Below are 21351 nucleotides of genomic sequence, written 5' to 3'. Positions count from 1 at the left end.
GTCTCGCTCTAGGTTGGCTGGGTACTATTTCGATGACGTCGAGTTTGATGCGCTTTTTGCACTACTTTTTTGTCGTTCACCGCTGCCGAACAGCGATGGACGTAGGTAGTGGTCTATGAGCGGTGACGCTGCGTTCATGACCAATATGGCAAAGGCAACCCCTTCTGGGTAACTACCAAAACTACGAATAAGCCAAACAAGCAGGCCGCAACCCACTCCGTATACGGCTTGACCTCTTAAACTTGTCGGTGAGGTCACCAGATCGGTGGCAATGTAAAACGCCCCCAATAACGCAGCGCCGCTGAAAATATGGGTGCTTGCAGTCAAATACGTCTCAGGTTCAATCCACGAGCTAATAAACGCTGGCACTGCAATCCCTAACAGAAACATCACAGGTATCACCCAATCGATGATGCCTTTTTTTATTAATATTCCACCGCCAAGCAGTAACAAAAACGCGCTGGTTTCGCCTAAGCTCCCAGCTTGCATGCCTAAGAACAGGTCTTGTATGTAGAGTGATTCTGTTGCCTCGCCAAGTGACGTTGCTGACGTGACACCATCGACGGTTAACCACTCAGTTGGGAGTCGAATTTGATTACCGCTAAAATCTATTGGGCTTGGGTCCACCCAGCGAGTCATCTCGACGGGAAAACAGATGAGCAACATAACTCTTGCAAGCATGGCGGGATTAAATAGATTTTGACCCAGTCCACCATACAGCTGTTTGCCCACCACAATCGCAAACACAGCGCCTATGGATACTAACCACAATGGTGCGTTTGGCGGCAAACTCATTGCAAGTAACAACGCCGTAAGCAATGCAGAGCCATCAACACATGCCTTTGGGTCGCGCCTCATTAGTTTGAGACACCCAAACTCAACAACTACGGCCACAACGCAGCAACAAAGGACTACCCAAGCACTGTGTAAGCCAAACTGGTAGATTCCAAATACCACTGCAGGCATGAGCGTTGCGATAACGGTGTACATGATCCGTACACTGGAATTTTTACTGTGAGAAAATGGCCCAACGGCCGAATTATAGTTAATCATTCGCGGCCTCCTTGGCGGCTTTACTGGCTTGTCGAGGCGTCCTCTTCTTTCTAGCTGCCGCTTTTTTCGCTTTTGCTTCGCGTTTCGCTTGGGCTTCTTTTTCTAATCTGAGTTTACGGGCATCGGTTAGGGCTTTGGCTTGTGCTGATCGCTTCTCTTTAGCTTTTACAGAGTTGATTGCGCCTTTCACATGTTGGAAATAGTGAACTAAAGGTAAACTTGATGGGCAGACATAACTGCATGCACCGCATGACAGACACGCGGTAACACCTATCTCTTCTGCACGTTGAAGATCAGAGACTCTAGAATACGCGGCCATTTGAAACGGCATTAACCCCATAGGGCACGCACGCACACATTGCCCGCAGCGAATGCACTCTTGCTGTTTTGACTCTGTCGTTTCGGCCTCCGTGAGGGCTAATATGCCCCCAACGCACTTATCGATCGGTACTTTGGGTGATGTGATCACCTGACCCATCATTGGACCACCGAAAATAAGCCGTGAAGTCTCGTCACTTACACCGCCACAATGGGTAAGAATTTCATGGACCGGTGTCCCAACAGGCACTCGCAAGTTGCCTGCTTTTTCAATCCCTTTCCCAGACACTGTAATAACTCGGCTCACTAAAGGACGGTTAAATCGTACCGCGTTATACACCGCTTGGGCTGTGGCGATGTTATTGACCAAAATACCTACTGACGTCGACAGCTTTCCTAGTGGAACAGTGACACCCAGAACCGCTTTAATTAGGTGCCTCTCAGATCCCATGGGGTAAATACTGGGTACATGGGTGATGTCGATATTGTCGTCGTCGCTGGCTAATCCTTCTAAGGTCTCAAATGCCTGCTGTTTGTTATCTTCCACTCCAACAATGGCCTTGTTCGCGCCACTGGCTTTTAGCATCAAACGTATGCCTGCAATCACTTCATTGCCTGCTTCGCGCATGGTCATATCGTCGCAGGTTAGATAGGGTTCACATTCACCACCATTGATCACCATTGTATGTACGCTCGCTTGACGGGCAAACTTGAGTTTGGAGGCCGTTGGGAATCCTGCGCCACCAAGCCCTACGATACCTGCTTGCTCAATTTTGTGAGTTATTTCTTGCGCGCTGAGCTGATAGAAATTTCCTGTCGGCACGCTTGAGATCCAGCGCCTATCTTGATTGGCTCGGATAACGATTGTGTCTGCCTTTGCTTTCGAAGGGTGTGCACTGACGTGTTTGCTAATATCGACTACCATACCATTCACCGATGAATGAATCGGCGGCACCATGCCAGATTTACCAATCGCAATAAGCTGTCCTCGCTGTACCCGCTCACCAATTTCGACGATCGGAGTTAACAACGCACCATTTCGAAGTTGTAGCGATAGGTACACCATTTTGGGCCAAAAGCGATGGTCAATTTGGGTTTGATTAGAGAGTGATTTATACGATTTTGGGTGTATTCCTCCCCGAAACGGGGCGGTAAGTAAACTGTGCATCTCACACTCCTTTAGCTCGCGAGGTCCGTTTTAGGTTCAACTTCGGGTTTTGGCCAGTACCAAGTTGTAATATCTGGCTCTAAAGCAATCATCGACAAACAACGCTGTGGACAGACTTCAGAGCAGAGCTGACATCCTGTACACACATCTTGGATTACTGTGTGTATCTGCTTGCTCGCGCCAACAATGGCATCGAACGGACACGCTTTATAACAGCGGGTACATCCAGAACAGGAAGATTCGTCTATTTTTGCCACCCATTGAATATCTTCTTCACTCGCTTCTAATGACACACCAAGCATCTCAGCAATCGCGCCAGAAAGTGCGTTGCCGCCTGGTGGACAAGAGGCAGGATCGAGGTCCCCTCGCACCATAGCTTCAGCAGCCTGACGACATCCTGCTTCTCCACATTGTCCGCACTGTCCTCCAGGCATTAACCCTTCGATCTTTTCAACCAACGGGTTACTTTCGACGTGGAATACTTTAGCGGCATAACCGAGGGCTGCTCCCAACAGTGCCCCCAAAAAAACAAATAGCATTACGGCAATCATCTTCGCCTCCTTTACGCCATTCCAGAAAAGCCCATGAATGCCATGGAAAGAAGGCCAGCAGTGATAAATGCTATAGGAGTTCCTTGAACGGCTTCAGGCACGCGACTAAGAGATAATTGCTGGCGAAGACCTGCAAAAAGGACAATCACTACAGTAAAACCAATTGCGGAGCCTACGCTAAACATCAACGTGTAAATGAAAGAAAGACCATCTTGAATCGACAATAAAGCGACACCCAATATGGCGCAGTTAGTAGTGATTAGCGGTAAGAACACACCAAGGATTTGATATAAGGCTGGGTCACTTTTTTTGATGTATAGTTCAGTCAATTGGACCACTGCTGCGATCACTAAGATAAAACTAATGATCCTTAAAAACTCCAACCCTAGCGGTTGTAAGAAAAAGGTATCGAGAACCCAAGATAGTATCGACGCCATTGTCATGACAAACGTAGTGGCAATACCCATCCCAAGTGCGCTACCGATCTTTCCAGACACACCCATAAACGGGCATAAGCCTAAAAAGTTTGCCAGTACCACATTATTAACAAACGCGGCACTAAGTAATATCAGTATCCCTTCTGACATGACCTCTCTCCTGATAGTGACTTTTTATCAAGCATTCTGCACAACCTATGCCACACTAATTGTTGCACCAACGAAGGTCATAACGCCCAATGGCGATAGGTCACGCCGTACTTTTTACTATTTTTCTCATCGGAACTTGCGATGTTACAAAGCGAACAATCACAAAAATTTTGTTGCCAATTGTCGTAAATCAAACAAATTGCGGTTATTAAGTTGCCCACTCAGCCTGGCTTTCCCATTGGAATATTAAATGCATAACTCAAAATATGTACTGAATTTACAGTTATAAGTTTCGCTATAAATGGACGGGTATGGATATGGAACAAACATCTCGCGCGGTATGCCCTAGCATAACTCAGCAGCTAGGCTTAGACGCTTTTGAACACATCGTGGATCACGCACCCACTGCCATCAGCATCACTGATGACCACGGGCGTATCATCTTTGCTAATCAAAGTTTTCTAGACATAACTGGCTATAGCGAGCCAGAAATACTTGGGCAAAACAGCTCGATACTTTCGTATAAAATGACCCCAAAAAGTGTTTATCAACATCTTTGGAGTACCATTTCTAATGGCTTGGTATGGCGGGGGCAATTGATCAATAAACGAAAAAACGGCGCGCTATATGTCGCTGACGTCTCCATTTCCTCACTCTCAAACGCAGATGGGAAAATATTCTATTACGCTATTCAACAAGATATTACCGACACTCATAAGCTTCAAACAGAGCAAAAGAACCAATCTGCTCTGTTTCATGCCGTACTCAATTCGGCACCGATCGCAATGGCACTTCTTGATGACGAAAATCACCCTTTGTACAGTAACCAACGCTACCAGCAATTAACCTCAACTCTTCTCTCGTCGCCAACAGATATAGTATTGGATCAGCTACAAGGCGATCATCAATGCACTACAATAAGCCAATATTTAGGGAGAAAAGATCAGCGTACTAAAAGTATTTACGTCGCGGAAAATCGCCAAGGAGATGAAAAATGGTTTGATGTTTCACTGGTAAAGATTCCAGTAAACGACTCAACACCATCAGCCAACGAGTAAACGACAACAAGTTTGTACACTCTATGCAAGAAGTCATGATGGCCACCTTGCACCAATTACAGGGTCCACTCAACATGGTTGAGTCCGCGGTGACTATTCTAAAACAGACCAATCATTCTTGTCCTGGTCTCACGGCCATGGACGATGCAATGGCTTCAGCTTCAAAAGCCTTATTAGATATCCATCAAGCAATCCCCGAAAGGCCCCCCGAAGTCGCACAACCGATTAACTTAAATGAATCGGTACGAGACGCCATTTCAATTAGTACTAAATCACTGTTAAACAACTCTATTAATATTTCGCTCGATCTGGCGGCGTCGTTAAACTCTATCAACGGTAAACCTAACCGTCTTCTATTGGCACTAAAACAACTGATCGACAATTCAATTGACGCCATCCAAGTTGCCAACCCAACCGAAAGAGCCTTAGTGGTTTCGACTTCAGAGAATCTTGAAGAGAGCATTATCACAATTGATGACAGCGGCACGGGTATACTCGATGAGCACCGCCTAAAAGTATTCCAGCCCTTCTTTAGTACTAAGTCCAAAGCTCATTCTAGCTGTCGAGGCATCGGCTTAGCGATTGTTCATCAAGTTATGACTGAGCACTCAGCCATGATTGAAATTAATAAAAGTCATTCGCTTGGTGGTTGCTCAATACGTCTAATTTTTCCTAAAAGTTGGCATTAAGGGGGCGCTATGGTTATTGAACATTCTATCGTTGAGCTGGAAAGAAAACTGCTCTCGGCCATGTATCGCATCAGCAGCCAACTTAATATCAGTCTTAACTACGCAGAGTCAGCCCAACAAGCATTAGAAATATTACATGATGAATGTAGCTTGATGTGCGGTTTGCTCACCATAAAAGATCCAGACAAAGATACCTTGCTGGTTAAATCGTTACACTCACCAGATTACCAACTCGAAAGTAACGATAAACCAGTAAGTTACCGTTCCGGAGAAGGGATCATCGGTAATATGTTAGAGCAAGGCGACGCGATCGTTGTGCGCAATTTAGGAGATGATTTACGCTTTATCGATAAATTAGCCATATACGATTACGACAAGCCCTTTATCTGTGTACCACTCAAAAACGCTCAGGCGGAAATAATTGGTGCACTCTCGGCTCAGCCTAAATGTACATCGGATCAAAAGATCGCGCTGCTTAGCCGATTTTTAGAAATGGTGGCCAATCTCATCGCAAAAAATGTTCAGCTGGCTACTCAAGTTGAACACCAAAAAACGCAACTCGTGAATGAAAGAGATGGTCTAAAACGAAAGATACGCAACAACTACAGTTTCGATAACCTTGTGGGCCACTCGCAAGTGATGCGCAAAATATTTGAACAGATCCGGTTAGTGTCTAGATGGGACTCGACAGTACTCCTTCGAGGAGAATCAGGTACCGGTAAAGAGGTACTCGCCAACGCCATTCATTACAACTCGCCAAGAGCTGGTTTTCCATTTGTTAAACTAAACTGCGCAGCATTACCCGATAACCTGTTAGAGTCCGAGCTGTTTGGTCATGAAAAAGGTGCGTTTACAGGAGCAATTAAGCAGCGTAAAGGACGTTTTGAACTGGCTGATAAGGGGACGATATTTCTCGACGAGATTGGAGAAACGAGCCCGGCTTTTCAAGCAAAACTGCTTAGAGTGTTGCAAGAGCAAGAGTTTGAACGTGTTGGCGGATCGACCACGATATCTGTGGACGTTCGTGTCATAGCAGCCACCAACCGTAACTTAGAATCAGAGGTCGCTGCAGAACAGTTTCGAGAAGACCTTTATTATCGTCTTAACGTCATGCCAATGTATCTACCTGCATTACGAGAACGAATTGAAGATATTCCAGATTTATCAGAGTTTATGTTGAACAAGATTGGCAACAAGCAGCAGCGCAAAATCACCATATCCGGGTCAGCCATTAGGCACCTTATGGGTTATCACTGGCCGGGCAATGTTCGCGAACTAGAAAACACTCTGGAACGTGCGTCCATTATGTGTGAATCAGGGTCAATTACACCCGAGCACATATCGTTTCCACAACCAATGGCGAGTATCGCCGTTAGGCCCGCATCGCAACCACAGTCTTTCGAATCTCCGCCTCCCATAACCAATGGTGCACCACAACCACAAAACGCCAGTGATGAAAAACAGACCGTCATTGATGCGTTAGAACAATCTGGCTGGGTAAAAGCCAAAGCGGCACGTCTACTCAATATGACCCCACGTCAGGTCGCCTATCGAATTCAAATTATGGATATAGAGATGAAAAAAATATAACCAACAACCACACAAAGTGGATTGTCGCGTTTACGACAAATGTCACAATTGAGCAAAAATATAATTATAAGCCTTTGTTAATAGGACAATTTATACTGGTACGGGGTTTGCAATTGTCACTAACAACTTAGAGTTTAACAACGCAGTTTTTGAGGTCTCAATGTCACAATCAGATAACACTCGATCGCAGGATGACTCGAACACTAAGAAGGTGTCGTACTTTTTTGCCAAACCCGTCAGAGAAAAAATTGAGCAGCATCCCTGTTATTCTAAAAACGCCTCTCAATACGCAAGGATGCACTTGCCCGTCGCACCTGCGTGCAACATTCAATGTAACTATTGCAATCGAAAATATGATTGCTCAAACGAATCACGACCAGGCGTTGTGTCTAAACTCACCGACCCAACGGGTGCTACAACACAATATGCTGCGGTTGCAAAACGTAGCGAAGCACTAACTGTTGTAGGCATCGCTGGCCCAGGAGATGCGCTCGCTAACCCACAGGCTACCTTTGCAACGCTTCGAAAAGTAAAGCTTCATAACCCAGAGGTACAACTGTGTATATCTACCAATGGCTTGATGTTAGCTGACTATGTAGAAGAGCTTCGTGAACTAGGCGTTGATCATCTTACCATTACGATTAACTGCATCGATCCTACCATTGGAATGCAGATCTACCCTTGGGTGTTTTATGACCATAGACGCCTTCGAGGCTATGAGGCTGCGAGTACGTTAATTCGCCGACAACTAGAGGGTTTATCGTTAGCCGCTAAAGCCGGCATGTTGGTTAAAGTAAACACAGTCCTTATTCCAGGTATTAATGATCACCACATCGAAACAGTTGCAAACGAAGTCCAGCGACTCGGCGCAATGCTACACAACATTATGCCGCTTATTTCAGAGCCCGAGCACGGCACTTATTTTGGATTAAACGGTATAAAAGGGCCTAACGAGCAGCAATTGGAGCATGCGAGAAAGGTTTCTGGTGCTTTCATGCCTCAAATGACCCACTGTCAACAGTGCCGCGCAGATGCCGTAGGCACGCTAGGTGAATCGTGTTCTGCTAACTCGTCGTCCAACGTAATGCCAGTGTATAGAGTGGCCATTGCCACTAAAAGTGACAACCTATTACCCGTTATTGATACGCATTTTGGGTACGCTGATCAATTTGAATTGTATGATTACGATACGACTACTAGGAGCTTTATCCACTGTGAAACTCGAAAAGTGTCTAAGTATTGTCAAGGTAGTAATGGGTGCGATACAGAAGAACAATATAAAATACAGTTGCTTGAAGCACTGCACGATGTAAACGAGCTATTTTGTTCACGAATCGGTATTACACCTTGGAGACAACTTGAAAAGCAAGGTGTTACACCTAATGTCGACTATGCATTTTCGACTCATCAAGAAGCATTACAGGCAACGGCCACACGTATATGTCAAATGCTATTAGATAAGGAGCTTAAACATGTACGCAATTACGGATAAATGTACTGGCTGCCACGCATGTAAACTGGTGTGTCCTAATAAAGCGGTCACGATTGCAGATGAACCATCAGGTAAATTTGTGATACAACCACATCGCTGTAACGGCTGCGTCGAGCAATATGATTCGCCTCAATGTGCAAGTATCTGCCCTATTGAAGAAGCAATTGTTTGCAGTAATGGTGTGCCAGTGAATCCCAAAGGAAGTTTATCTGGACATGTATCCATACAGACTATGTAAATACTAAGATCTGATGCTGCTTGCGCTAGAAGGGTTTCTACGTAGGAACTGTTGGAAAGAAATTGGAGCGTACTGCGGGAATCGAACCCGCATCATCAGTTTGGAAGGATGTTGTTGACCATTTACTTAACACTGTCATTCGCTCGTAAGCCTTTGAAATCGAGTCTTCAAGGACTAGACACCCTTCCTATTTCCAATATTTCAAAACCATCTGTAACCATTTAGCCCCAGTTATTGGCAAGTTTACCTTAAAATATCTTATCAATGCTGATGACGGAGAGCACGCTAGATACTTCATCCAGCTCAGTGTGTTCAACTAAGATTTTAATTGCTGACCGAGCTTTAGGGTCGACGCGATATTACGCGAGACATTAGTGACATTAGCCTGTGCTTCTTCAAGAACTTGACTAAGTGGTGCTGGCGAGCGTACGGTACCAAACAAGCAATCCATATACTGGTAGAGATTATCTACGTCTCTCCCAACAGAGCCAGAAACAGCAATCACCGGAATGTTACGAGCTTTCGCTCGAGAGGCGATCCCGTAGGGTGTTTTTCCCTGCAGAGTTTGGTTGTCAATTTTCCCTTCCCCGGTAAGCAGCAGATGACAATCCTCTAAAAGAGAGTCAACCTTAACAGCGTCCAAAACCATGTCTATCCCCGATATTAACTCGATATTGAACGCGAGAGATAACCCCAACGCTGCACCGCCTGCCGCGCCAAATCCAGGGGTTTCACTGTGGTTTTTATCCAAATGCTCAGCCGCGACCTGCGCCATAGTAGAAAGAGCGTGATCCAGCATGATTACCTGCTCGGATGTCGCACCTTTCTGAGGGCCAAACACCGCACTCGCTCCATGCTCACCACATAGTGGGTTGGACACGTCACAGGCAACCACAAACTCAACGTCTCTACACCGAGGATGTAGCCCCGATAGATCAATCCTATTTAAGTTTAACAGTGCTTCTCCACCCCTACCTATAACGTCACCATTGGCATCAACTAGTTTCCCACCTAACGCTTCTAGAATACCCGCTCCACCATCATTGCTAGCACTTCCACCAAGCCCAAGCATTATCTTCGTAACTCCGCTATCCAGTGCGGCTTTTATAAGTTCCCCAGTTCCAAAACAAGTACTCTTGGTGGGGTTACGATTACCAACTTCGACTTTATCCAGGCCGGAGGCTGCGGCAATCTCAATGAGCGCAGTTTGTCCACCGTCGAGCACAGCCCATGTAGCTTGAATAGGCGTACCGATTGGGTCGGTCACCAAACATCGCTTCACTTCACCTTGCAAGCTATGTAGCAATACATCTACCGTACCTTCTCCACCATCCGCAAGAGGTAATAAATGGTACTCAGCCTCCGGGAAGATATGTCTAAAGCCCGTCTCTATGCACTTTGAAACCTCAAGTGCAGATAACGATTCTTTAAAGGAATCTGGGGCAATCACTATTTTCATAAACCTTTCCTGTTGACCGAGCTAACTTTACGAACACTATATTAAGCCGAACTCATAGAGAATCTTATGCTCATATTCTGTGTCTGCGTCGATGATTGTGCACGGAAACGCGGGTTCATTAACCGCATTCACATAGCCTTTTGGCTCCAGACAAATACCCGCATAGCGCGCATAGACTGCACCATTTTTTCCTTGCATCCCTGATAGATTATGGCCGTTATATACATGCAGAGTGCGCTCATTCGAATAGACGGTTAAACTTCGACCTGCCCCTGTTAAACATGCCATTTTGTGCATTTTGTCCTGCTCGACCTGCTCGTCAAAAACATAAGAGTGATTGACTTCGTTGCCAGCGGCAATCCCCTCCGCGAGCAATGTCCTATTTCGAAAATCCAACATTGATTGGTCGATATTTAGCCGGCGGCCACTTGGAATCCGATCTTCTTTTTGCTCGAGGTACCGCGTCGCAAACACTGTTAATTGATGGTCTTCAATCGATCCAGATTGATGCCCAAACAAGTTAAAATAACTGTGAGCAGTGGTACTAATAGGGGTTGGTCCCGTCGCATGAGCGCGAAACGTCAATTCTAGAGCGTTTTGCTTGGTCAAAGTATAGGTGGCATGCACTACTACCTTATGTACAAATCCCTCTTCACCTGACTCATCAATCAGACGAAGTGTGATGGAAACCTGCTCATCGCTCTGTTGGCTTTCGACATGCTGCCAAACGCGGCGATGGTATCCAAACCTTCCACCGTGAACGCAATGACGACCATCATAGGCGTTGCCATTCAATCGAACCGTCTCACCGTTCAACCAATACTTCGCCCCTTCAATTCGATTAGCCACTCTACCAATCAACGCACCAAAATAATGGCTATCGTATTCAACATATCCCTGAACCGTATGAAATCCCAATACCACATCAGCTTGTTCGCCTTTGATATTAGGCACGTAAAGATGATTGATAATGCCGCCAAGCTCCAAGATTGTCACCGACATACCATTATCGTTGGATAGTACGAACTTGTTCACTTCTTGGTTATAGAAATGACCAAACGGTAAGCTTTCAATCTTCATTTAGGTTTCTCTTATACCGTATTTTGCGGGCACCCGTTAATAAACGAACGTACGTTATCGGCGACCATTGCGGTGATCCGCATTCGAGCATCTAGCGTAGCCCACGCCACATGTGGCGTAATGGTACAGTTTTTAGCATTGAGCAAAGGGTTATTTGAGGCCGGTGGCTCTTGCCAGAGTGTGTCCAGGGCGGCGCCAGCAATCACTTCGTCGTTCAGGGCATTGGCCAAGTCTTGCTCAACCACTAATTGGCCCCTAGAAGTATTGATCAAAACCGCTTCTGGCTTCATTAGCGCAAGCTTGTCCTTGTCAATAAGATTGATGGTGTTGGGTAACGCTGGGCAGTGCAAACTTACAATGTCAGCGCAAACCAACAAACTATCTAATTCCATCATAGTGTGTGGATAAGTAGGCCGGGATTTTACGTATTCATCATGAGCAACTATTTTCATTTTGAATGCACTAGCAATTTCACCGACCCGCTGTCCAATATTACCAAAGCCCACAATGCCAATAGTTTTCCCAGCCAGTTCAACTTGTGAATTTAACCAGTACGTCCAATCGACGTTGTTGGTCCAACCAAGATTGTTGCATACATCATTGCTGTTTAAGGCCACATTGCGCGCCAGATGTAAGATATGCGCAAATGCCATCTCCGCAACGGTGTCGGTACCATACACAGGGACATTCATAACTGAAATACCCTTGCTTTTGGCGTAGTCGACATCTATCACGTTGTAACCAGTAGCAAGCACTGCGATGCATTCCAAATCAGGGCAAGCATCGATTACCAACTGGGAGATGGGCGTTTTATTCGTCAGTAGCACATTGGCTGATTTGGCGCGTTCAATGACTTGTTCAACCCCTTCCGTAGAACGGTCATAACAAACAAACTCACCCAATTTGGCTATGGGCTCCCAGGGATTATCCCCCGGGTTTAGTGTATATCCATCAAGACAAACAATGGTTTTCATACTCTTCCCCTTTTAAGTTGAAGACGCTGTTAGCTTGCTGCGAACGGTAGAAAACAGCATTCGAATTCCTCTGTTTACTGCAGGAATTTGACTACAAATGATCATCACGATAATGCAAACCAAGATGAACGAAATTGGACGTTCGATCAAAGGCATTAAGCTACCACCTGTAGTTTTCAAACCGGTACGTAAAGATGTATCAGCCATGGGGCCCAAAATCACCCCAATAACCAGTGGCGCTATCGGTACATTAAGCTTAATAAAGAAGTAAGAAACGATACCTATGACACCCATCAAGTACAGATTGAACACACGCATACCTAAAGCAAACGAACCAATCACACACAATACAGCGATAAGCGGCATAAACAGGGTTTGTGGAATACGCAGTATATGCACCACTTGCTTAGACAAAATCATCCCGCAGCACCACATGGCAATTGCCGCTGCGAATAAAATAGCGGTAACTTCAGGGATAAAGCTTGGATTGGTCTTAAGCAGCATAGGTCCTGGGGCCACATTGTGCAGCATCAATGCGCCAAGCAACATTACAGCTGGTGGTGAGCCTGGTATACCTAAACTAAGCAGCGGGATCATTGCCCCACCCACACAAGCTTGGTTGGCCACTGAGGTCGAAATCACCCCTTCTGGTGCTCCCTTACCAAAAGTTTCCGGTTTTTTGCTGGTTTTTCTGGCAATTCCGTAAGCAACCCATGCAGCAATATCCTCGCCAATACCAGGAACCGCACCTATACCCACACCAGTGACTGCCGAACTACCAATCAGTTTGGAGTTCTTAAACATTGTTTTCATGTCTGGTAAAAGCTTACCTATGGATTTGGCATTCATCGACTTCATTTTCATTTTCGACTCAAGTACAGACATGATTTGCGGTATACCAAATGCACCGATTAGCACTGGTACCACGTCGATACCGTTGTCTAGATCGTGCATCCCCATAGTAAAGCGCGGATACATCTGCATGTGGTCCTGGCCTATGGTTGATAACCAAATACCAAATAGACCTGCGATCCAGCCTTTGATAGCCAACTCAGGCGAGGTCAAACTGCCGCTAATTAGAATGCCAAATAGCGCCAACAAGAAGTATTCATAAGAGGTAAACTGCAATGCAGCTTTAGCAATCATGGGTGATAACAACGCGACAAACACCATACCAATTGCGGAACCAATCAGCGACGACGTAGTCGCTAACCCAAAGGCGCGGCCAGTCTGCCCTTTTTGCGCCATTGGGTAGCCGTCCATTGCTGTCGCAGCTGAGGCTGCCGTGCCAGGAATGTTCAAAAGAATAGAGGTGTACATGCCTCCATAAACCCCACCGACATAGATAGACAACAAGGCCAGCAATGCAGTTTGGTTATCTAAGCCGTAGGTTAAGGTTGTTAGCAGTGCGACCCCTAAGGTCGCCGTTAAACCCGGCATCGCACCAAAAATGATCCCCAAAAAGGTACTGCCAACCAAGATTAAGATCAGTAGTGGTGAGGTGAAGATATGCCAAAACATACTTCCAAATACAGATAAAATGTCCATGTTCTATTCCCTGTTAAAATGCATCTTGAAGCAGCTGCATCTGTTCGTCAGACAGCTCCACTTCTTCAGTTGCCTTACCAGTGCTGATATAGGTGTAGTAGGTATGGTTAAACATCTGCTCGACTACCAAGCCTTCATTGGGTAAAGGAACCAAAAGGAAATAACGGAAAATTGGGCACAATACTGCTGGGAACAAAATAGCAATCAGCGTAAGTCGGCGCACTTTGTGGCGCATTTCGACACCCAACATCTTTACCGCTCGGTACATTGTTAGCACCAACCAAACCCCGGTTGCCAGTAACACGAAGTCGCTAGTATATGGATAAACACTATTAATGATTGCATCGAATCCGCTCATGAAGATGGCAATTGACAATACAATAGCGCCGTAGTAAATCTTCAACAGCTTTCGCGATATTGTGTCGTTATCAAGATAATAGATGCCGATATACAGCAACAAAAAGACCGCTGAAGCCAAGAAAAAGTCGTACCAAGTGATCAGCACGTAGATGTAACTGATGATCCCACCCGACGAAATCAAAAAGCCGGTTGGATTAATTTTTTTAACATGTTGTAAAAATAGAGCACGACCATCGGCGTTTTTAGCCTGCATAAAGACTGAAAAGCCGGCAGCAAACACGGAACAGCCAATAAACAAAGGCAACAACCCAGGCGATTCGTACCACTCTGTGGTAATGCCACCAACGGTGCCGGAAAAAGGCATCGTTAGTGACGTTGCTATTACCGCTATCGAAAAGACCATGACGACAAGGGAAAATGCAAAATCCCATCCATGCATTTTTTGTTGTTCAAGTGTCAGTTCATGCGCCTGGTCATGAGATTTAAGCGCAATGTTGTCATCATCTAAACGCTCATTACTTACATCCATATTAGAGCTAGACATTATGACCCCCAGTAAAAGGTGATAAAGACAAAAGGAGTTAAGAGCAATCAGGGCTAAACGAAATACCCCGATTGCATTCTCAAGTGCTTACTCTGGACGAGGAATTCCCAATGTTTCTGGGTTCACTTTGGCTGCTTCTAACTCCCAAAGAGTCCAGCTAAATAGGGATTCCAGACGCGCCATACGTTCGTTCGCTTTCTTACCAAATTCACCGACTACTTGGTAATGATTCTCACGAGCGTAATTCCTAATGTCGTCACTTTCCATCGCGCTGGCGAATGCCTTCGCGACTTTCAATTTGATCTCTTTCGGCGTCTCTTTCTTCATTGCGAATCCGATAGCCTGAGAAATTGGCAGATGTTTTGTCAATGCAGGATAGATTTCTAAACCTGATGGAATGGTCACGTCGCCCACGGTAAAGGGTTTTTCTGTCAAAGTTGCAAGGGCCTTAAAGTCGCCAGACTGAATTAGTTGATTTTGTTCGGCCACAGAGGTAATCACTACATCCACTTCTCCACTAAGCGCAGCATTCTGACTCTTAGATGATCCAGGGTACGGAATGAAATTCATTTCACCACCAATGCCCTTGGCAAACGCTAAGTAGTTGATATGGTGTAGTGACCCCGCTGAGCCAGCGCCTACGCGCAGTTTGTTAGGGTTAGCTTTAACGTACTCAACCAGCTCCTGAATAGTATTGAATTCCGAGTTACCGGTAACTGAGATCACGTCGGGAGAACTTGCTACGATAAAGTAGTCAAAGACATCCATGCGGTTATCCCAACCACCCATAACCGCGGCAGTTACATTGGATTCAGAAAGACCAACAAAGGTGTAGCCGTCGGCTTTTGCACTGTAGCCTTCAAGTAAGCCAACGGAACCAGAAACACCACCAGGCTTGTTGATTACATTAATGTTCGTTCCAAGGTATTTTGCCATAGAGGCCGTTGCGACGCGGTTGATTACATCTGTGCCACCACCGGCAGACCAAGTCACTACGTCAGTAATGTTACGGCTTGGGTAGCGATCATCTGCCATCGCGTAGGTCGACATTAATGAGACCACCGCAATAGCAGCTCCCGCAAGTAAGGTTCTTCGTTTCATGATGTGTACCTTTCAGTTTTTGTGTCTTAAACACTTTATTAATTACGTTATCATTTTGTTGTAAGTAGGGTCGTAGGTTGAGTCACTAAAACTTCATAAAGTAACTCTGTAGGTCTGCCCAAATATCCATATATTCCTGTTTACGCAGACTTTCTTCGAAATTGGACATGCCAATTTCGTCGATTCTGGCTGAGATGCGATTTGATACTTGTACGTTAGTTTCAAACATCTTGATGATGTCCCAGCGTGTTGGTGAGGTATCCGAAGTGAGCCACCCTTGATAGTTAAATTTCTTTAAATAGAAAATAAACTCGATGTATTGCATCAAGCTGCGGCTACCACAAAAATAGTCCCAATCCCATTTACCATCGTTGTCGTTAATGTGGATGTAGTACTTAATATCTAGCGAGTTAAGCAACGCCAACTCCTCTGCAGGATTATTGTCACCATACAGTGAGTGTCCATAATCCAAAGTGACACCAATATTTGGGTTGTTAATGTCTTTGATTAGACAGATGGTTTTTGCAGCATCGTCTAAGTAGCAACGACCGCGAACTTCATTCGGTTTGTATTCAATGAATAGAGGGATTTCTGGCTTATATTCCCCTGCAGCTGCAAAGGTTTCACATAGGCGCGCCCATGTATCAACGTAGTTCGCTTGGAAGGAAAATTCGTAGCCATCACTAAGTGGACAGCATTGAACTTTATCCGCACCTACTGCTTGAGCATAGTCCTTGGCTTCCTTTATAAACTGAACCGCGCGATCGCGTACGGCCTTGATCGGTGAAGTGAGACCACCCGACTTGAATTCAGGCTCTACTTTCACATTGACGTTGATTGCTGCCACTTTAATGTCGTATTTTGCCAATAGCAGTTTCAGTTCATTAAGATTGTCAAAGTTAACCTCGTAGGGATAAACCAGTTCAGCGCCAGTCATCCCTTCGATCATACGTAGGGTCTGAAACTTCTGCTCTAGGGTTTTTGGCTCGTTATACTCAGCAAAACGGTCCTTTGTTTGCCCCAAAAATGGGGTAATTACAGCGTGTTTAAACATGTCTAACTCCCTTTCCTGCGTGAGCGCAGGCTGATTTGTAATATCCTTAAACGGTTGCCGCGGGCTCAACCAACAGGGCGCTGGCAGAATCAATAATGTGTTTGGCCGACAATCCGTATTTTTCAAGCAATAAAGGATAAGCACCTGATTCAGCAAAGGTATCGCGCAGACCTAAATGATCAAACTTGGCAAATACACCTTCTTTTGCCATACGGGTTGCAATCTCGTAAGCCATACCGTTACGCTGCTGATGTCCCTCAGCCACGATCACTCGCCCGGTCTTGTTGATCGAAGCCTTTATAGAATCCCAATCCAATGGTTTAACGCTGTAGGCGTCTATCACTTCGACACTGACCCCGCAAGCACGTAGCTCATTTGCCGCATCAATCGCTTGGAAAAGAATGTCGCCGTAAGAGACAATCGTCAGGTCTTGCCCCTCCATCAACACATTTGAGCCACCAGATTTGAAGTTTGCGGTTTCGTCATACAACTCTTTATAGGAGTCACGCATTAAGCGGCAATACACTGGTCCCTGCGTTTGCATGGTGACGTCAAAAATGGCGCGGGTAGAAGCCGTATCACAGGGGGCAAACACGTGCATATTGGGCAGCGAAGTCATCAGAGCCATGTCTTCAGAGGCCTGGTGAGTGACACCATCAATCGCAGCGGTAGTCCCGCCATGGGAAGACATCAGCTTGACGTCTAGATTGGGGTAGCAAATAAAACTACGTACGCTCTCTAGTGCACGCATAGTCAAAAATACACCATAGCCTGCCACGACAACTGGGCGCCCGTTTGCAGCCATCCCAGCAGCCGAAGCCATCATGCCAAATTCTGCAATTCCCATTTGAAAATAGCGATGTGGGTACTTTTCATTAAACAGATAGGAATTGGTTGAGTAACCAATATCGGCTTCAAATACCGCGAAGTCCTTGTCTATTTCACCATACTCCACCATTCGCTCAGCAAAGGCTAAACGGGTGGGTTTGTTTGATTTCACGAGTTCTTTCATAATATTTACCAGTTTCCACTCTATTTATGCCACCAACTCGGCGCGCGCTGCGTGATACTCTTCTTGTGAAGGTGCTTTACCATGCCAGTTACGAACATCTTCCATAAAGCTGACCCCTTTGCCTTTTACGGTGTTGGCCACTATGCACGTTGGCTTGCCTTTAAAGTTACGCGCAGCATCCAACGCCTGTAATATCTGTTCGATACTGTGCCCATCAATAGTCAATACATTCCAACCAAACGAGCTAAACTTATCCTCAATGCTAAGTAACGGCATGATCTCGTCACTGGTCCCATCCATTTGCAGGTTGTTCTTATCTATAAAGAACACCAGGTTATCCAGTTTGAATTTTCCTGCTGCCATCGCGGTTTCCCAAACCACACCTTCATTGATTTCTCCATCACCTAGTATCGAGTAGACGCGCCTACCATCACCCGTCATCATTCCTTCTAGGGCCATACCAGTTGCAGAGGCACAGCCATGCCCCAATGAGCCCGTAGTGATGTCGATACCAGGGGTACTTTTCATATCAGGGTGGCCTTGAAGAATTGAACTTATCTGGCGTAATGAATCCAAATTCTCTCGGTCAAAGAATCCTAAGCGGCACAAACACGCGTACCACACGGGACAGGCGTGTCCTTTAGAGAGCACGAAGCGGTCGCGATTGTGTTTACGTGGATTACTAGGGTCCAAATTCTGCATTTCTGAAAAATAGAGTGACGTTACTATTTCTGCAGCAGAAAAAGATCCACCGATATGTCCAGATTGAGCCTTATAAACCATATCCAAAATATCCAAACGGATATCATTGGCAAGCTCATAAAGTTCGGCCACACTTTTTTTAGGCATAGCAGTGCCCTCCTTAAATTAATAAGATTAAAAACAAAACTTATCACATGGTTATTTAAAACTAACTACCGCTCGTCAATTATCCAAAAAATGAAAGTTATCCAAATATCCGATAAATTGCTTAGAGACTTCACGCCAGTGTGATAAATGCATATCCCTAGCCCCCTTTGCATCGCCTTTTTCGATTGCATCAACCAACTGATTGTGTTCTTCAATAGAATCCCACGGCATTGGACGAAGCTTAATTACAATATCTTTACAGCGCTTATTTTGCTCATTGTATTTTCTAGCGGTTTCTATTAGTCGAGAATTTCCTGTGTATTCGAATATTTCTTCATGGAACTGTCTATCGTAATCTGCCCATAAGAAAATATCGCCCTGTTCTAATGCCAAATGCATCTGCTTTGTAAATTCTCGAAGGTGACTTATCTGCTCATTGGATAACCGATGTTGAATACACAGTTCTATCGCGGTTACTTCTAAATGAGCGATCAGTTCGTACAACTCTTCCAAGTCCCTTCGGGACATCGCACAGATGCGTAAGCCATGGCGTGGGTGTAACGTAATCAGTCCATCCGCTTGCAATCTGAGTAGCGCTTCGCGAACTGGTGTTCGACTGAACCCGCAAATTTCAACCGCCTCTTCAACCAGCAACTGTTGATTGATTCTAAATTTATTCTCTAAAATCATTAACTTAAGTTTGTGGTATGCCTGTTCCGATAACTTCATTACGTACTTCCCTTACCTTTACAACCCTTTGACAACTCTCATTATAGGCGTATACATCAAAGCATACGTTAAAAAATTTTTTAATTAATTTGTAAAGTTGAGGTCAGTATAAGTCTCTAATGCTGATTAAAATTAGAGCGGCATCACGGAAATATACGTTTTATTAATAAACTTTAACGTACAAATTATGTACTTTATATTTTAAATTTTAATTATTAGCTTTTGGAAAAAATTCTTTATGATTCTTCATAAACACCCAGATTAAAACGTTAATATTTTCAATCACTTGTTAATAATCAATTTATACATCAATAAATACTTCGTGATACACATCAAATACAAGACGATTGTTATTAGAAATTAATAAAAAAATAGCCTAGCGTAAAAACAACAAAGTCACTTCCAATACTTAAAATAAATATGGAGCACATTATGAATATCGCTTTAGGCTGCGATGACGCAGCCGTAGAGTTTCTTAATATATTAAAAGAGCACCTAATATCTTTAGGTTATGAGTGCACGGATTATAGTGAAGCACCTAAAGGAGAAGAAAATTATTATGCCGATGTGGCACAGCGTGTGGCCACCGCAGTATCAGAGAATAAACACGAACGTGGATTAATTGTTTGTGGAACCGGAATTGGCGTTTCTATTATGGCAAATAAAATACCAGGAATAAGAGCAGCCTTGTGTCACGATGTATTTTCCGCAATTCGAGCGAGAAAAAGCAACGGAGCGCAAATCATCACCATGGGTTCTCGGGTTATTGGACCTGAATTGGCAAAAACCATCCTTAGCCATTGGATGGAAGCCGACACCATTGATGAATCGTCCTTACCCAAGGTCGAACGCATTAACCAACTTGAAAGTGCGATTCAAACCAGTTAGGAGCACTAAGATGAGAAAACCAAAAAAACTACTCAATGATCCTAATTCCGTTGCCCAAGAACAGTTTGAAGGCTTTATGGTGGCTGCAACTCACATGGAACAAATTGGTTCACTTACTGCGGCCATACGCAAAGACTATACCCCTAACAAGGTCGCAATAGTGACGGGTGGCGGGGCTGGCCACGAGCCAATGTATGGCGGATTTGTTGGCAAAGGACTGGCTGATGGTGTTGCAGTTGGCGACGTCTTTGCGGCCCCCACCCCTGATGTAATTATGCAGACCTGCACTGCTCTAAGCCCTGAAAATGGCGTGGTTTTCGTCTATGGAAACTATTCTGGGGACAATATGAATTTTGATATTGCTGCGGAGCTACTAGAAGACGCGGAAATTAAGTCACACACCGTGCGCATAAATGATGATGTTATTTCGGCTAGCAAAGAGAATCAGCAAGAGCGACGTGGTATCGCTGGCGCGTTATTTGTGTTGAAAATTGCTGGAGCAGCTGCAGAAGTTTATCCGGAGTTCAATGACGTAGTTTCGGCAACTGAAAAAGCGTTAGCCAACACAGCCTCTATAGGCGTAGCGTTAAGCCCCTGCGCAATCCCGCGCAACCAAAGCTTTAACTTCGACATCGCCGACGATGAGATTGAAATTGGTATGGGTCTTCATGGCGAGCCAGGCGTAGGAAAATCGAAGCTCGGTAATGCCGAAGAGACCGTATATCAGTTGATGGAAAAATTAGAACAAGAATTAGCGCTTGTCGAGGGTGATGAAGTCTGTGTGCTAGTCAATAACTTAGGAGCTTCAACTCAAATGGAGTTACTGATAGCTAACCGAAGCGTTGGCCAGTATCTAACCAAAAAAGGGGTGTTCATTCACGAGTGCTTAGTTGGCAACTATTGCACCTCTCTTGAGATGTCTGGCTATTCCATCTCTTTAATGAAGTTAGACGAACAACTCAAACAACTCTACAACCTACCGTGCCACTCGGTTGCGCTAAGGAAATAA

Annotated in this window: 21 protein-coding genes; 7 read left to right on the top strand and 14 right to left on the bottom strand. The window is 45.0% G+C overall.

All coding sequences use genetic code 11. The features are described from left to right. Nucleotides 1-24 precede the first annotated feature (24 nt). Genes ST37_RS01210 through rsxA form a run of 4 tightly spaced genes read right to left on the bottom strand, consistent with a single transcriptional unit; the run spans nt 25 to nt 3677 of the window. Nucleotides 25-1053 carry an RnfABCDGE type electron transport complex subunit D gene (locus tag ST37_RS01210; protein WP_084882832.1) on the bottom strand — a complete coding sequence of 343 codons (1029 nt, stop codon included), beginning with the start codon at nt 1051-1053 and terminating at the stop codon, nt 25-27. After that, nucleotides 1046-2539 (bottom strand): electron transport complex subunit RsxC, encoded by a 1494-nt coding sequence (gene rsxC / locus ST37_RS01205; protein ID WP_084882829.1) that lies wholly within the window; start codon nt 2537-2539, stop codon nt 1046-1048. The genes ST37_RS01210 and rsxC overlap by 8 nt, the downstream gene beginning before the upstream one ends. A gap of 11 nt (nt 2540-2550) precedes the next feature. Then, on the bottom strand, nt 2551-3090 hold the full coding sequence (locus tag ST37_RS01200; RefSeq protein WP_084882828.1) for an RnfABCDGE type electron transport complex subunit B: 540 nt from the start codon (nt 3088-3090) through the stop codon (nt 2551-2553). 11 nt (nt 3091-3101) lie between these two features. Further along, nucleotides 3102-3677 carry an electron transport complex subunit RsxA gene (gene rsxA, locus ST37_RS01195; protein ID WP_084882825.1) on the bottom strand — a complete coding sequence of 192 codons (576 nt, stop codon included), beginning with the start codon at nt 3675-3677 and terminating at the stop codon, nt 3102-3104. 317 nt (nt 3678-3994) lie between these two features. On the opposite strand from rsxA, the gene ST37_RS19660 reads away from it, so the two are divergent. The 5 genes from ST37_RS19660 to ST37_RS01175 all read left to right on the top strand — a co-directional run bounded on the left by ST37_RS19660 (nt 3995) and on the right by ST37_RS01175 (nt 8744). After that, on the top strand, nt 3995-4735 hold the full coding sequence (locus ST37_RS19660; RefSeq protein ID WP_172400902.1) for a PAS domain S-box protein: 741 nt from the start codon (nt 3995-3997) through the stop codon (nt 4733-4735). A gap of 23 nt (nt 4736-4758) precedes the next feature. Continuing rightward, a complete protein-coding gene (locus ST37_RS19655; RefSeq protein WP_143698086.1) occupies nt 4759-5424 on the top strand; it encodes a HAMP domain-containing sensor histidine kinase in 666 nt (221 codons plus the stop codon). 9 nt (nt 5425-5433) lie between these two features. Then, entirely contained in the window at nt 5434-7014 is a 1581-nt protein-coding gene (gene nifA, locus ST37_RS01185; protein WP_084882824.1) for a nif-specific transcriptional activator NifA, read from the top strand. A gap of 160 nt (nt 7015-7174) precedes the next feature. Beyond that, the gene (gene nifB / locus ST37_RS01180; protein WP_084882821.1) at nt 7175-8506 is read left to right on the top strand and encodes a nitrogenase cofactor biosynthesis protein NifB; all 1332 of its coding nucleotides are present in this window, start codon (nt 7175-7177) and stop codon (nt 8504-8506) included. Next, nucleotides 8487-8744 (top strand): 4Fe-4S binding protein, encoded by a 258-nt coding sequence (locus tag ST37_RS01175; RefSeq protein WP_084882820.1) that lies wholly within the window; start codon nt 8487-8489, stop codon nt 8742-8744. The genes nifB and ST37_RS01175 overlap by 20 nt, the downstream gene beginning before the upstream one ends. 316 nt (nt 8745-9060) lie before the next feature. On the opposite strand, the gene ST37_RS01170 is transcribed toward ST37_RS01175, so the two are convergent. From ST37_RS01170 to ST37_RS01125, 10 genes are all read right to left on the bottom strand, one after another. Continuing rightward, nucleotides 9061-10203, bottom strand: a complete 1143-nt coding sequence (locus ST37_RS01170) for a glycerate kinase (protein WP_084882817.1) — start codon at nt 10201-10203, stop codon at nt 9061-9063. 36 nt (nt 10204-10239) lie between these two features. Then, nucleotides 10240-11283, bottom strand: a complete 1044-nt coding sequence (locus ST37_RS01165; RefSeq protein WP_084882815.1) for an aldose epimerase family protein — start codon at nt 11281-11283, stop codon at nt 10240-10242. A gap of 11 nt (nt 11284-11294) precedes the next feature. Then, nucleotides 11295-12257: a D-2-hydroxyacid dehydrogenase gene (locus tag ST37_RS01160; protein WP_084882812.1), complete on the bottom strand. Its 963-nt coding sequence runs from the start codon at nt 12255-12257 to the stop codon at nt 11295-11297. Nucleotides 12258-12269: 12 nt separating this feature from the next. Beyond that, nucleotides 12270-13805, bottom strand: coding sequence for a tripartite tricarboxylate transporter permease (locus tag ST37_RS01155; protein WP_084882811.1), 1536 nt, complete (start codon nt 13803-13805; stop codon nt 12270-12272). Between the two features lie 13 nt (nt 13806-13818). After that, nucleotides 13819-14709, bottom strand: coding sequence for a tripartite tricarboxylate transporter TctB family protein (locus tag ST37_RS01150; RefSeq protein ID WP_084882808.1), 891 nt, complete (start codon nt 14707-14709; stop codon nt 13819-13821). 87 nt (nt 14710-14796) lie between these two features. After that, the gene (locus ST37_RS01145; RefSeq protein ID WP_084882805.1) at nt 14797-15810 is read right to left on the bottom strand and encodes a tripartite tricarboxylate transporter substrate binding protein; all 1014 of its coding nucleotides are present in this window, start codon (nt 15808-15810) and stop codon (nt 14797-14799) included. An 85-nt stretch (nt 15811-15895) separates the two neighbouring features. Next, nucleotides 15896-16864, bottom strand: coding sequence for a sugar phosphate isomerase/epimerase family protein (locus ST37_RS01140; protein WP_084882803.1), 969 nt, complete (start codon nt 16862-16864; stop codon nt 15896-15898). 46 nt (nt 16865-16910) lie between these two features. Beyond that, nucleotides 16911-17876: a transketolase C-terminal domain-containing protein gene (locus ST37_RS01135; RefSeq protein ID WP_084882800.1), complete on the bottom strand. Its 966-nt coding sequence runs from the start codon at nt 17874-17876 to the stop codon at nt 16911-16913. 24 nt (nt 17877-17900) lie between these two features. Then, nucleotides 17901-18725, bottom strand: a complete 825-nt coding sequence (locus ST37_RS01130; protein ID WP_084882797.1) for a transketolase — start codon at nt 18723-18725, stop codon at nt 17901-17903. A 75-nt stretch (nt 18726-18800) separates the two neighbouring features. Next, on the bottom strand, nt 18801-19454 hold the full coding sequence (locus tag ST37_RS01125) for a GntR family transcriptional regulator (protein ID WP_084882795.1): 654 nt from the start codon (nt 19452-19454) through the stop codon (nt 18801-18803). A 432-nt stretch (nt 19455-19886) separates the two neighbouring features. On the opposite strand from ST37_RS01125, the gene ST37_RS01120 reads away from it, so the two are divergent. Further along, on the top strand, nt 19887-20342 hold the full coding sequence (locus ST37_RS01120) for an RpiB/LacA/LacB family sugar-phosphate isomerase (RefSeq protein WP_347336207.1): 456 nt from the start codon (nt 19887-19889) through the stop codon (nt 20340-20342). A 10-nt stretch (nt 20343-20352) separates the two neighbouring features. After that, the gene (locus tag ST37_RS01115) at nt 20353-21351 is read left to right on the top strand and encodes a dihydroxyacetone kinase subunit DhaK (RefSeq protein WP_084882792.1); all 999 of its coding nucleotides are present in this window, start codon (nt 20353-20355) and stop codon (nt 21349-21351) included.

It is taken from the genome of Vibrio sp. qd031, from assembly GCF_002100145.1.
Taxonomy (GTDB): Bacteria; Pseudomonadota; Gammaproteobacteria; order Enterobacterales; family Vibrionaceae; genus Vibrio.
This window is presented reverse-complemented; position numbering and strand designations above follow the sequence as displayed.